Source organism: Enterovibrio litoreus, assembly GCF_045679545.1.
In the GTDB taxonomy this organism is placed as follows: Bacteria; Pseudomonadota; Gammaproteobacteria; order Enterobacterales; family Vibrionaceae; genus Enterovibrio.
Genome location: NZ_CP166194.1, coordinates 810,938 through 823,247, shown reverse-complemented (window position 1 = coordinate 823,247; position 12,310 = coordinate 810,938). Strand labels below are relative to the sequence as shown.

14 protein-coding genes are annotated in these 12,310 nt (G+C 46.9%); 8 read left to right on the top strand and 6 right to left on the bottom strand.

Features of this window, described 5'->3' with window-relative positions; all coding sequences use genetic code 11:
* Positions 1-11 precede the first annotated feature (11 nt).
* From nqrE to bolA, 6 genes are all read right to left on the bottom strand, one after another.
* Positions 12-608 (bottom strand): NADH:ubiquinone reductase (Na(+)-transporting) subunit E, encoded by a 597-nt coding sequence (gene nqrE / locus AB8599_RS03510; RefSeq protein ID WP_016959698.1) that lies wholly within the window; start codon positions 606-608, stop codon positions 12-14.
* 7 nt (positions 609-615) lie between these two features.
* Positions 616-1,248, bottom strand: a complete 633-nt coding sequence (locus AB8599_RS03505) for an NADH:ubiquinone reductase (Na(+)-transporting) subunit D (protein WP_407332424.1) — start codon at positions 1,246-1,248, stop codon at positions 616-618.
* Positions 1,241-2,032, bottom strand: coding sequence for a Na(+)-translocating NADH-quinone reductase subunit C (locus tag AB8599_RS03500; protein ID WP_407332423.1), 792 nt, complete (start codon positions 2,030-2,032; stop codon positions 1,241-1,243). Before AB8599_RS03500 ends, AB8599_RS03505 begins: the two co-directional genes overlap by 8 nt.
* On the bottom strand, positions 2,019-3,263 hold the full coding sequence (locus AB8599_RS03495) for an NADH:ubiquinone reductase (Na(+)-transporting) subunit B (RefSeq protein WP_407332422.1): 1,245 nt from the start codon (positions 3,261-3,263) through the stop codon (positions 2,019-2,021). Before AB8599_RS03495 ends, AB8599_RS03500 begins: the two co-directional genes overlap by 14 nt.
* Positions 3,264-3,266: 3 nt before the next feature.
* The gene (locus tag AB8599_RS03490; protein ID WP_407332421.1) at positions 3,267-4,607 is read right to left on the bottom strand and encodes a Na(+)-translocating NADH-quinone reductase subunit A; all 1,341 of its coding nucleotides are present in this window, start codon (positions 4,605-4,607) and stop codon (positions 3,267-3,269) included.
* A gap of 499 nt (positions 4,608-5,106) precedes the next feature.
* The gene (bolA, locus tag AB8599_RS03485; RefSeq protein ID WP_407332420.1) at positions 5,107-5,430 is read right to left on the bottom strand and encodes a transcriptional regulator BolA; all 324 of its coding nucleotides are present in this window, start codon (positions 5,428-5,430) and stop codon (positions 5,107-5,109) included.
* Positions 5,431-5,558: 128 nt separating this feature from the next.
* Between bolA and AB8599_RS03480 the strand changes: the two genes are divergently transcribed.
* The 8 genes from AB8599_RS03480 (at position 5,559) to AB8599_RS03445 (ending at position 12,285) form a co-directional block, all read left to right on the top strand.
* Entirely contained in the window at positions 5,559-6,686 is a 1,128-nt protein-coding gene (locus tag AB8599_RS03480) for a methyltransferase (RefSeq protein ID WP_407332419.1), read from the top strand.
* Between the two features lie 27 nt (positions 6,687-6,713).
* On the top strand, positions 6,714-7,286 hold the full coding sequence (locus tag AB8599_RS03475; protein ID WP_407332418.1) for a YajG family lipoprotein: 573 nt from the start codon (positions 6,714-6,716) through the stop codon (positions 7,284-7,286).
* A complete protein-coding gene (locus AB8599_RS03470; protein WP_407332417.1) occupies positions 7,286-7,855 on the top strand; it encodes a peptidylprolyl isomerase in 570 nt (189 codons plus the stop codon). Before AB8599_RS03475 ends, AB8599_RS03470 begins: the two co-directional genes overlap by 1 nt.
* A gap of 16 nt (positions 7,856-7,871) precedes the next feature.
* Complete coding sequence (locus AB8599_RS03465; RefSeq protein WP_407332416.1) at positions 7,872-8,240, top strand: hypothetical protein; 369 nt, start codon at positions 7,872-7,874, stop codon at positions 8,238-8,240.
* Between the two features lie 48 nt (positions 8,241-8,288).
* Positions 8,289-9,683 (top strand): AmpG family muropeptide MFS transporter, encoded by a 1,395-nt coding sequence (locus AB8599_RS03460; protein ID WP_407332415.1) that lies wholly within the window; start codon positions 8,289-8,291, stop codon positions 9,681-9,683.
* Between the two features lie 253 nt (positions 9,684-9,936).
* Positions 9,937-10,698, top strand: coding sequence for an outer membrane protein OmpK (locus AB8599_RS03455; RefSeq protein WP_407332414.1), 762 nt, complete (start codon positions 9,937-9,939; stop codon positions 10,696-10,698).
* Between the two features lie 110 nt (positions 10,699-10,808).
* On the top strand, positions 10,809-11,699 hold the full coding sequence (locus tag AB8599_RS03450; protein WP_407332413.1) for a ketopantoate reductase family protein: 891 nt from the start codon (positions 10,809-10,811) through the stop codon (positions 11,697-11,699).
* On the top strand, positions 11,686-12,285 hold the full coding sequence (locus tag AB8599_RS03445; protein WP_407332412.1) for a DJ-1 family glyoxalase III: 600 nt from the start codon (positions 11,686-11,688) through the stop codon (positions 12,283-12,285). Before AB8599_RS03450 ends, AB8599_RS03445 begins: the two co-directional genes overlap by 14 nt.
* Positions 12,286-12,310: the final 25 nt, after the last annotated feature.

Sequence of the window (12,310 nt, the reverse complement as noted above, 5' to 3'; positions counted from 1 at the left end):
GTTTACCCGACTTACAGTTGAACACCAGAGAAAGACATAAAGCCCAACGCCATCAAACCTACAGTGATAAAGGTAATACCCAAACCACGTAAAGCAGGAGGAACGTCAGAATACTTCATCTTTTCACGAATACCTGCCAGCGCAACGATCGCTAGCATCCAGCCGATTCCCGACCCCGCGCCGTATACCACTGATTCTGCGAAATTGTAGTCACGCTGAACCATGAAAGATACACCACCGAAGATCGCACAGTTAACTGTGATAAGCGGAAGGAAGATACCCAGTGCGTTGTAAAGTGGCGGGAAAAAGCGGTCTAGGACCATTTCCAAAATCTGAACCAACGCAGCGATAACACCGATGAAGGTGATAAAGTTCAGGAAGCTCAGATCAATGCCTGGTGCCAACGCGCCGTCTTTCAAAATGAGGTTATAAACCAGATTATTGACAGGAACAGCGATGGTCAGTACGACGATAACTGCGACACCTAGGCCAAAAGATGTTTTTACTTTCTTGGATACAGCCAAGAAAGTACACATACCTAGGAAGAATGACAGCGCCATGTTCTCGATGAAAATCGAACGAACCATAAGGCTAATGTAATGTTCCATTACGTCCTTACTCCTTCGCTTCTACTTGTTCAGGTTTGAACTCACGTATAACCCAGATCATAAAGCCGATCAGGAAGAACGCTGATGGAGCCAGCAACATCATACCGTTTGGTTGATACCAGCCGCCTTCTGAAGTCAGAGGGAGGATAGACACACCGAACAATTTGCCAGAACCCAACAGTTCACGGAAAAAACCAACAGTGATCAGTACGAAGCCGTAGCCAAGACCATTACCAATACCGTCAATGAATGAAGGCAGCGGCGCAGACTTCATTGCATACGCTTCTGCACGTCCCATAACGATACAGTTGGTGATGATCAGGCCAACGAATACAGATAGCTGTTTAGAGATATCGTAAACGTAAGCTTTCAAGATCTGGTCAACCACGATGACCAGCGATGCAATGATCGCCATCTGTACGATAATTCGCACAGAGTTAGGGATGTGATGACGAATAGCCGAAACAAACAAGTTAGAAAACGCAGTTACAAACGTAACAGCTAGCGTCATAACAAATGCAGTTTCAAGCTTAGTGGTGACTGCAAGCGCAGAACACACACCCAGAACCTGAAGGGCAATCGGGTTATTGCTAAGTACCGGAGCCCATAGATTCTCTTTCAGTTCTTTAGTATCAGCCATTGTTCAGCTCTCCCTTTTGAACCTTCTTCAGGAACGCGCCAAAGCCATTGTCACCGAGCCAGAAGTCGAATGTGTGCTGAACACCGTTTGAAGTCAGTGTCGCACCCGACAATCCATCTACACCATGAATGTCGCCCGGTTGTGCGCCACCTTTAACGATGCGAATTGCTGGCTGACCTTTGTCGTCAAACAACAACTTGCCTTCGAACTGTGAACGCCAGCGTGGGTTTTCAACTTCACCACCCAGTCCAGGCGTTTCGCCTTGCTGGTAGTAAGTGATGCCGCCTAATGTGTTACCGTCAGTTTCAACAGCAACAAAAGCATACATCATTGACCACAGGCCATTGCCATGCATTGGAAGAATCACTTCGTCAGTTTCGCCTTGCTCATTTTTGACCAAGTAAACCTTCGCTAAGTTAGCGCGACGACCAATCTTCGCCAAATCCTGCTCTGCAGCAAGCTTGACTGATTGGGAAGGATCCGACGCTGCAATGCGTTGGTCGTAAGCTTCCGCTTCCGCTTCCGTACCCGTCAGTTCACCCGTTGAAAGATCAACAAGGCGAGGAACGATGAACTTTTCAAAAGCTTGGTTAACTTCAGTCTTGCTCGCACCAACAGGAATACCTGCAACAGACAAGATGTTACGTTGAACATCAAGTACCGCATTTTCCTGCTGAAGTGGACGCAAAGACACCGCTGCAAAAGAAACCACAACTGAACAAACAAGGCTCAGCGCGACAACTACGGTCAGCGTTTTTTTAATGCTATCGTTATTGCTTGACACGAGCCAGTCTCCGTTTGATGTTGCCCTGTACTACCAGGTTGTCGAACAGTGGGGCAAACAGGTTCGCAAACAGGATAGCCAGCATCATACCTTCTGGGTACGCTGGGTTAACCACACGAATCATGACTGCCATCGCACCAATCAAGATGCCATACCACCACTTCGCTTTATTGGTGAAAGACGCTGAAACGGGGTCGGTCGCCATGAACATCATACCGAACGCGAAGCCACCGAGAACCAAGTGCCAGTGCCAAGGCATGCTGAACATTGGGTTGGTGTTAGAGCCGACGATATTGAATAGCGTTGCGGTTGCCACAAGGCCAATCAAGGTACCCAGAATGATGCGCCATGATGCAATTCGCATTGCAACAATCATTGCGCCACCAATCAAAATAGCCAGCGTCGAGACTTCACCGATTGACCCAGGAAGGTTACCAATGAAAGCATCCATCCAAGTAATCGCGTTACCAGAAACGTTGTTCACCAGTGCGCCTTGACCGCCTGCAGCCCATTGGCTTAGAGCCGTAGCGCCAGAGAAACCGTCAGCCGCTGTCCATACCAAATCACCAGAGATTTGAGCTGGGTAAGCGAAAAATAGGAATGCACGACCAGCAAGCGCAGGGTTCAGGAAGTTACGACCTGTACCACCAAAAATTTCTTTAGCGACAACAACACCGAAGGTAATACCCAAGGCTGCTTGCCACAAAGGAAGTGTAGGTGGAACGATCAACGCAAACAGAATCGAAGTAACAAAGAAACCTTCATTAACTTCGTGCTTACGCACCATACAGAACAGCACTTCCCAGAAACCACCAACGATGAATACCGTTGCGTAGATAGGCAGGAAGTAAGTTGCACCAAGCAGCATTTTGCTCGCCCAACCTGCATCCGGCGCGAGCGATCCGCCCAGCATTTCTGTTAGCCAGTAATGCCAGTTGCCGCCAACAATAGAAACAAGCTGTTCAGCACCGTACATCGAGTTCAGCGCCATGACAGCCTGGTTACCTGCGTTGTACATGCCGAAGAACATCGCTGGGAATACAGCCAGCCACACCATGATCATGATGCGTTTCAGATCGATGCTGTCACGAACGTGAGCACCACGCTTGGTCACAAGACCAGGGGTATAAAACAGTGTTGCTGCAGCTTCATAAAGCGCAAACCATTTCTCGTGCTTACCGCCCGGTTCGAAATGCGGTTCGATATCTTCAAGAAATTTTTTCAGGCCCATCGGTTACCCTTCCTTCTCAATTTGATCAAGGCACTCACGTAACATCGGGCCAAAATCGTATTTGCCAGGGCAAACAAATGTACACAAAGCAAGATCTTCAGGATCCAGTTCAAGTGCACCTAGCTGAGCCATGCTGTCCAGATCGCCTGCACAGATATCTCGTAGCAACAGTGTTGGCTCGATGTCCAGTGGCATAACACGCTCGTAGTTACCGATTGGCACCATTGAACGCTCACTACCGTTAGTGGTAGTTGTCATGTTAAACAGCTGACCTTTAAAGAACTGACTCAGGTACGCACGCGTTACTGAGAATTTATTTTTGCCTGGAGCGATCCAGCCAAACAGTTCTTTTTCACGACCTTCGCGTAACGCACTTACTTGTAAGTGGAAACGACCAAGATAACCATGAACACCGCCAGCTTGTGTTCCACTTAGTACGGAACCAGAAATGAGACGGATTTCTCCAGGCATCAATTCGCTGTTAGTCAATTCGTTTATTGACGCACCGATTTGCGTGCGGATAAGACGTGGGTTGTTAACCACCGGTCCTGCCAAGGCAATCACGCGATCTGTGTAAAGCTCTCCTTCAAGGAAAAGCTTACCGAACGCAATAACGTCTTGGTAGTTCAGGTGCCAAACCTGCAAGTCAACGCCAACAGGGCGGAGGAAGTGAATATGAGTACCCACCAGACCAGCTGGATGAGGGCCATTAAACACTTGCTCTTCAACGTTGGACTGTGAGCTTCGTGGCAGGCTAGACTCGCCTTTGCACACGTAAACCTTGCCGTCAGTCAAGCGCGAAAGAATATCCAAACCTGCGACAAACGCTTCTTGCTGTTCATTAATGATCAGCTCAGGGTTTGCTGCCAAAGGATTGGTATCCATCGCGGTGACGAACACAGCAGAAGGCTTAGCATCAACCGCAGGGTTTTTGCTAAACGGACGGGTACGAAGCGCAGTCCACAGACCAGATTCCACCAATTGGTCAACGATCACTTGGCGATCAAGGCCTGCGATTTCAGAGGCTTCATATTTATTGAAAGTGACTTGCTCGTTGCCTTCGATTTCGATGACAACTGACTGAAGAACACGTTTCGCACCGCGGTTTATCTCAACCACAGTACCCGCTGCAGGTGCAGTAAATTTAACGCCAGCGTTCTTTTTATCTTCAAAAAGAATCTGACCTTTCTTCACCACATCCCCAACACGAGTATGCATCGTTGGACGCATACCTACATACTCTTCGCCTAGCAAGGCGACTTTTGTGATGGCTGCGCCATCATTTATCACCTGAGCAGGAGTCCCTGAAATTGGGATATCCAAGCCCTTTTTTATTGTAATCATACGCACTTGCACTACATTAACGGGAAAAAAATCTGTTATTGCGCAGTTAATACACGACTTTCCACTGTCTGGTAGGGTGATAAACACCCCAAACCTTCGCAACTTCCTCATCACCAACCCGCAACAATTGAGCGAGCAGGGTCAGTTTTCAAGCGATGGATTCTATCATCAACCAAAGATGCTATTCCACGGCAATCACCGTGACGCACCCTGAATTTTCAGCAACTGAGCAAAGTATCGCCAATTGATGGTGATAAGTATGAGCCGGTACGCAAAATGTCATGCAAATGTAGTGTGTGAAAAGTGTTACAAAATCAACATTAGCGATGAAAGCCTGTCTCAATGCTGAATCGATTAATACACTACATTTCTTAACATTCTACTGGCGACCATTCTCATACGTGAATTCATAGCCATAGTGTCGAACAGTTGAACATCTAAGTCGAACGTATCACTGCACAGTAATGGGCCGTTTGTTTAACCGCCCATCGCGAAATGGTTATTTGTTATCGTGTAAAGACCCGCCATGACAAGGTGGCGAGTTAGGTGAATGACCATTCAAATCATGCCACTCACTCTCAGTATATGTATGAATTGCCAATGCATGGATATCATTTTTCAACTCATGTGCCAGTGTTTGGTTTACCGCACGGTGCCTTGTGATTAAGCGTTGCCCTTCAAAGTCGGCACTAACAATTGTCACTTTGAAGTGACTTTCTGACCCAGCGGGCACATTGTGCATATTACTTTCATTAAGCACTTCTAAAAAGATAGGCGAAAAAGTGGTGTTCAGTTTCTGCTCAATGTTTTGTTGAACAATCATACGTCCCTCTTTTGTATATCGGCTTTTTTTCTGCATTGTCTTTACGCGATCTCTGCAAGACAATTGCAGTATTCCTGTCATCTGCGACAATATACCTCATTCTCACAAGCGCTTCGCTGATACCTCCCATGAAAACCACATTACAAATCGAAGGCATAGCGTTGGAATTGCGCCGCTATCCGCTTCAAAAAAATGAAACCTTACAAGCTTGGGATGCTGCCGATGAATACCTCATCGAGCACATCGAAGCTCTGGACTTGGAACCAGGCGCACATATTCTGATCATGAATGACGGATTCGGTGCGCTCAGTTGCTGGGCCTCACTGAAAGGCTACCAAGTGACTGCGGTTAACGATTCTTTGCTATCGCAGCAAAGTATTGAACAAAACCTGAATAATAATTCATTGTCGCACGTTCAGTGTTTGTCATCGTTGGATGCACTTCCAGCGGATGTCGATCTTGTTGTGATGAAACTACCAAAAAACAACCGTCTTTTGGTTTGGCAATTGCAACAAATCGCAAAACAGGAAAAGGCTCAACTCACTACTATCACAGGCGCGAAAGCCAAAGACATACATACATCAACACTAAAACTCTTCGAAAAGCATTTAGGGACAACCCACACTTCTCTGGCAAAAAAGAAGGCGCGTTTGGTTTTCTGCCACAAAGAGAAGCAGTTGGATGTGTTACCTCCTGCAACGACCTCATTTGATGTTGCGGACTATCAGTTGTCTCTGGTTAATCATGCCAACGTATTTTCTTCAGAGAGCCTCGATATCGCGGCATATTTGATGCTTCAACACATGCCTAATGATGACAGCATCAAACACATTATTGACCTTGGCTGTGGAAACGGCGTTTTAGCGATACAAGCGGCGAAGCTAAATCCTCAAGCGCGTATTACCGCCGTCGATGAAAGCCACATGGCTGTAGCTTCTGCCACGCTCAATTTAGCTAACCATGGTATTGAACCAACAAGAACGCGTTGTTTGGTCAATAACTGCCTTGATGGGTTCCCCCCTGAAAGTGCAGATGTGGTTTTGTGTAACCCGCCGTTTCATCAACTACAAGCGGTGACGGATCACATTGCTTGGCAAATGTTTTGTGATGCTCAGCGAGTTCTTGAACCCAAGGGGCGAATTGTGGTCATTGGTAATAGACACCTCGGCTATCATACTAAATTGAAACGTCTTTTTGGCAATGCTCAAGTCATTGCTTCCAACCGTAAGTTTGTTATCGTCGAAGCTTATAAATAGTCAGACTATAAAGGGATGCATTTACTCATGAAAAAACTTCTGCTTGTTTCCGGACTCGTCATTGGCTTGAGCGCCTGCTCAGCACCTCAAGAACCTCAGCTGACTATCGCGCCTCAGCCTTCGCTCTCATCAGTGCCTATCGTGCAAAATAAGTCAGTTGCGGTAGAAAGCCGTGATTTACGAACTGCACAATTTGTTGCTGTGGTCGATAACGGGCGTAAAAATGTGCAGCCTATCCAAGCAACGTCAAATGTCCGTGTGGTATTGGAAGATGCCCTCACCCGCCAGTTGAACTCTCAAGGCTATCGTGTTGTTGCCGATGGGAAAGGCAAGCTTCGCTTAGATTTGTTAGATGCCTTGGTGAAAGTGGAGCATTCTGTGTTTTCACACACTATGACGACCAATGTACAAATCCAATTGGTTGCCGAAACTGATGAGAATAAGTTTGTTAAGCGATACACCGGTAAATCAACATCTGAAGGCGCGACCAGTGCGTCAGTTGAAGATATGGAAATCGCACTTAACAGTCTGCTAGAAGCTGTGTTGCAAGACATTGCTCAAGACAAACAACTAACGACCTTTATGAACGAGAATTTTTAATGCGAACTTTGATTAAATCGATCGTTGTCGCGGCAACAATGACGTTGACACTTCCTGTATTCGCGGCCAATCCGGTCGTTGATGTAGAAACCAACATGGGAAATTTCAAGATTGAGCTCTATCCAGAGAAAGCGCCCAAGTCCGTTGAGAACTTTTTACGTTATGTCGAAGACGGCAGTTACGTGGATACCCAGTTTCATCGTGTGATCAAAGGGTTTGTGGTGCAAGGTGGTGGCTACGATGCCGATTTTAATCCTCGCCCAAGCACATATGGTGAGGTCGTTAACGAATCAAAAAATGGATTAAATAATGACCGCGGCACTATTGCCATGGCTCGCAAATCCTCACCAGATTCGGCAACCAGACAGTTTTATATTAATTTGCAAAATAACAGCAACTTAAATGGCTCAGTGAACAAGTTTGGTTATACCGTTTTTGGTAAAGTGATTGAAGGTTTCAACGTCATCGAAAACATGGCGAACACGAAAACCGTCACGATCCCGCAAGCGGGTATGCGAGATGTTCCTCAGCAACCTATACTAATTGAGAAAATTATCATTAACAATTAGTCGTAGGAATCAGGGAATGCTAAAACTCATTGCAGACAATCCCGAACCTGATGTAAATCTAGCACTCGCCGATGAGCATATACGTACCAATGCTCCGGCGTTTGCCGCAGAGGTCATCCGCTTCATTTTAAGGCAATCACCTTATGATGAGCTCAAAGAAATATGCCGACAGCAATTTGTTGACTGGTGGAAGCTTTCAATGCCCAGCGGCTCACCAAAAAACAACTACGAATCTGTTTATTGGTACTTGCTGTACTTAATCGAGTCGAGACGTGAAGACGAATTACGAGGTAATCGCTTCGCCAATAGGCGCGTAAAAGAATGTGCTTGTTATCTGATGAATAAGGGAAAATTTCCTGATTACGCGCGTGGCATTCGTCCTTGAAGCACGGTAGCATGACGTTACTTATGTTACTCACAAGGACGTCACTACATGTCCCATGCATCATCCCCTACATGGCGAGAAACGGTTCACAGTTATCTTGATCGCCGACTCTTATGGGTTTTTCTTCTTGGCTGTGCAAGTGGCTTTCCCTGGCTTTTAATTGGCTCAAACATGTCGGGGTGGCTCAAGGATGCAGGCCTCACTCGAACAGCGATTGGTTTGTTTGGTTCCATCTTTGTGGTTTATGCAATTAATTGGATGTGGGCACCGCTTATTGACCGCATCAAGCTTCCTTATCTTTACCATAAGTTAGGTCAGCGCCGCAGTTGGATTGTGCTCATGCAATCGATCATGTTGGTGTGTACCTTGTTTATCGCCAACACTGATCCTTCATTTAATTTATGGCTCACCTCGGTATTAGCGCTCACCATTGCCCTAGCCTCTTCGACACAAGACATCGCCATCGATGCCTTTCGTATCGACAGCTTCACCGAGCAAGAAAAGTCAAAAATGCCACAAGCTGCCGCCATGGCTGTGATTGGATGGTGGACCGGCTACAGCCTCCCTGGTTACTTCGCCTTCATCAATGCTGACAGTATTGGCTGGAACGGCGTGTACTACGGCATGGCCGTCTTCATTGGACTGCTGATTCTATTTACACTTTTCGTCGGGGAGCCTGATTCTGAGCGCGAAGCGTTGCAGGCAGAGGCCGAAGCGCGTTATGCCAAGCGACTCAAACATGGTGAAAACAGAGTGCTACTATGGCTGTCCGTCACCCTTATTGAGCCTTTTGCGGAATTCTTTCGCCGAAACGGTGTAAAAGTTGCGCTCACTCTGCTGTTGTTCGTCTTCTTGTTTAAAATAGGTGAGGCATTTCTTGGGCGCATGTCGATCGTCTTCTACAAAGAAGTCGGTTTCAGCAACGAACAAATTGGCCACTATTCCAAGCTCATTGGCTGGGGCGCCATGGTGGTCTTCACCTTAATTGGTAGTGCTATTAACGTTCGTTTCGGCGTGGTGAAAGGCCTACTGATTGGCGGTATTTCCATGGCCGCCAGTAACCTTATGTTTGCGCTCATGGCGCAGGTTGGTCCGAACGAAGATTTGTTCCTCGCCACTATCATTGTTGATAACTTCACGAGTGCTTTTGCAACGATTGCTTTTGTCTCCTTCTTGACCTTCCTAACAGGACGCGCCTTTTCGGCCACACAGTATGCTCTGCTCGCATCGCTAGGCAACTTAGGTCGGACAACCCTGTCATCGTTTAGTGGTGCCACTGTCGACTGGATAGAAGGCTTTGAGTGGCTACATGACATTACATGGCTGAATCCGTGGTCATTCTTCTTTATCCTCACCACGGTCATGGTGTTACCAAGTCTCGCCATGATTATTGGGCTCAGACACCACTTCAATTCTCTCTCTGATAAGCAAAACCCTGCCTAAATGTGTTTAATCCGCGACAATTGTCGCGGATTTCCCTCCGAAAACTGTTGAATCTTTTATCTTTGTCATGATTTGAAACACTTATCTCTTATGTAATCCGTTTCAACGAGATCTAAATCACAATTAGCAAACGATTGCGGTTTCATTGCATTTTCTTTTTTGAAGTTTCCCATAGAATGGCGCTCACAACGGCGAGGTCCAACCATTCGGTTTCTTTGCCACTTCATTCCTTACGATGTAAAGAGAACTTAAGATGCGTAAATCTGTAGTAGCACTGAGCGTTCTGGCAGCAGCAGTTGCTGTCCCTGCACAAGCGGAATACCTATACGGTTTCGGTAACGTATACACTGACTACCTGACGTGGACTAACGGTACTCAAGGTTACGGTGATCGCCTAGATGTTAGCGAAGGTCGTGACGATCATGTAACCATCGGTGCTGAGGGTGGCGCAGGCTTCACTTGGGGTGAAATCTACGGTTTCTACGAGTTTGAGAAAGTAGATCGCGCATCTTCAGAGCGCAGCCAAGCAGCTAAATTCTCTATGCACTATAAAATTGCTGGTAACGTAACGGCATACGGTCAAATTTACGATTACTCTGAAAACGGCGCTGGCGTTGGTATGAGTGAGCAAAACCGTGTTCTAGGTCTTGGCTTTGTTGGCCTAGCTGGTGAAAACTACTGGTTCAAACCATGGGTAGGTGTACATGATCTGACTTCTGGTAAAGGCGAAGCTTCTGGCATGAACGGCGGTATGCTGGGTTGGACTGCAGGCTACAACTTCGAAATCGCGGGTCAGCCATTCATGGTAACCAATTGGAACGAAGTTGAATTTGCACGTAACGATGCATACAAAGTTGCGCAAAATGGTTCAACCGGCCTTAACGGTGGCGTTAGCATTTGGTACGACATCACTGACACCGTATACACTGGCTTCACTTACCGCTACTTTGCTAACAAGCTAGGCGTAGACGGTTACGGCGATGCTGCAATCTTCCGCATCGGTATGCACCTGTAATCAAAATGATTTTAAAAAAAGCACCTTTGGGTGCTTTTTTTATACTTGAAATTCGGACTCTTTGATAAGCATGATATTCTTCTACCATTACTTTTAATAGTAGGTTTAAGATGCGATTTACCCTTGTCGGCGCTGGCGCAGTAGGTTCTTTGTGGGCGTTAAAACTTCAACAAGCTGGCCATCAAGTACACCTTGTCACTCGCCACGAAGAAGTCACGCTTGAGCGTAGTTTTGAGAAGACTCAGCCAGTCAAATTTTCCGCCAACCAGCCAGATTTACTCAAAGACAGTGATTGCATAGTGATCTGCGTGAAAGCCTTCAACGTCGAAGCCACCATACAACACATACTTCCTCACCTGCATCCCGATACGCCCGTTATACTGATGCATAACGGGATGGGAACCACTGACACTGCGCTGCGTTTGGTGAGTAACAATCCTTTGCTGTTTGCTACCACCTCTCACGGTAGCCTGATGCTAACCGCTACCGAAGTTAAACATACGGGTATTGGTGAGACGCGAATGGGTGGCCTTAACACACTCGGTATGCGCTGCGATTTTCTAGCAGACGTATTCTCTCACGCTCTTGCTCCTTGCTGTTGGGATGAGAGCATTGAACAAGCACTTTGGCACAAACTTGCCATCAACTGTATGATCAACCCATTAAGCGCCATTCATCAAATAACGAATGGCGATCTGCTGCTTCCTCACTATAGGGATCAACTGATTTCCCTGAGCGAAGAAATTGCCTTTGTCATGAATGCAGAGGGAATAGCAATAAGCCGAGAAGAAGTGCTTAACAGAGCCCTTTACGTTGCTCAAGCAACCGCCAGCAATTACTCGTCGATGAATCGCGACATTTTCCACCAGCGACGATCAGAAATCGATTTCATTACCGGTTATCTTGTCGAACGCGCTGCGTTACACGGTATCGCTACACCTGAAAACACTGTTTTATATCATGCCATTAAGAATTTGGAGCAATCCTATGACCACACCTAGCGTATTAGTGTGCCTTGCGCCCGGCACCGAAGAAATCGAAGCCGTAGCAGTGATAGACGTCATGGTGCGTGCAGGCTTCAACGTGACCACCGCCAGTGCTGCCGAAAATGGTGACCTCACCATCACCTGCTCGCGCGGCGTAAAACTGGTTGCAGACGCACCATTAGTCAAAGTGGCAGACGAAGAGTACGACTGTATTGTGGTGCCAGGTGGTGTCGGTGGCGCAACCTGTTTAGGCGAAAGCGCGTTGGTATTAGAAATGATCCGTCAGCAGCAGTGCGATCAAAAATGGGTAGCCGCTATCTGTGCAGCCCCTGCGCTAGTGCTAGAGAAAAATGGCTTATACCCAGACGCACACAAAGCATGCCACCCTGCGTTTATCGAACAGATTAACGCGGAAAAGCGTAATAGCAAGCGTGTGTTTACCGATCACGACCACAAGCTGATCACCAGCCAAGGTCCGGGCACTGCGTTAGAGTTTGCCGTTGAGATTGTGTTGGTGCTGGCAGGAAAAGAGAAGGCGAAGGAAGTTACCGATCCTATGGTGATGATCCCGAGCCTTCACTATGACAAGAAGTTTGCGTAGTTAATCCAAGGGCCTAAGCCCATAA

What these genes read in the sequence shown, in the direction of transcription:
- nqrE (WP_016959698.1), bottom strand. Translation starts at nt 608, where the DNA reads ATGGAACATTACATTAGCCTTATGGTTCGTTCGATTTTCATCGAGAAC.
- AB8599_RS03505 (WP_407332424.1), bottom strand. Translation starts at nt 1,248, where the DNA reads ATGGCTGATACTAAAGAACTGAAAGAGAATCTATGGGCTCCGGTACTT.
- AB8599_RS03495 (WP_407332422.1), bottom strand. Translation starts at nt 3,263, where the DNA reads ATGGGCCTGAAAAAATTTCTTGAAGATATCGAACCGCATTTCGAACCG.
- AB8599_RS03490 (WP_407332421.1), bottom strand. Translation starts at nt 4,607, where the DNA reads ATGATTACAATAAAAAAGGGCTTGGATATCCCAATTTCAGGGACTCCT.
- bolA (WP_407332420.1), bottom strand. Translation starts at nt 5,430, where the DNA reads ATGATTGTTCAACAAAACATTGAGCAGAAACTGAACACCACTTTTTCG.
- AB8599_RS03480 (WP_407332419.1), top strand. Translation starts at nt 5,559, where the DNA reads ATGAAAACCACATTACAAATCGAAGGCATAGCGTTGGAATTGCGCCGC.
- AB8599_RS03475 (WP_407332418.1), top strand. Translation starts at nt 6,714, where the DNA reads ATGAAAAAACTTCTGCTTGTTTCCGGACTCGTCATTGGCTTGAGCGCC.
- AB8599_RS03470 (WP_407332417.1), top strand. Translation starts at nt 7,286, where the DNA reads ATGCGAACTTTGATTAAATCGATCGTTGTCGCGGCAACAATGACGTTG.
- AB8599_RS03465 (WP_407332416.1), top strand. Translation starts at nt 7,872, where the DNA reads ATGCTAAAACTCATTGCAGACAATCCCGAACCTGATGTAAATCTAGCA.
- AB8599_RS03460 (WP_407332415.1), top strand. Translation starts at nt 8,289, where the DNA reads ATGTCCCATGCATCATCCCCTACATGGCGAGAAACGGTTCACAGTTAT.
- AB8599_RS03455 (WP_407332414.1), top strand. Translation starts at nt 9,937, where the DNA reads ATGCGTAAATCTGTAGTAGCACTGAGCGTTCTGGCAGCAGCAGTTGCT.
- AB8599_RS03450 (WP_407332413.1), top strand. Translation starts at nt 10,809, where the DNA reads ATGCGATTTACCCTTGTCGGCGCTGGCGCAGTAGGTTCTTTGTGGGCG.
- AB8599_RS03445 (WP_407332412.1), top strand. Translation starts at nt 11,686, where the DNA reads ATGACCACACCTAGCGTATTAGTGTGCCTTGCGCCCGGCACCGAAGAA.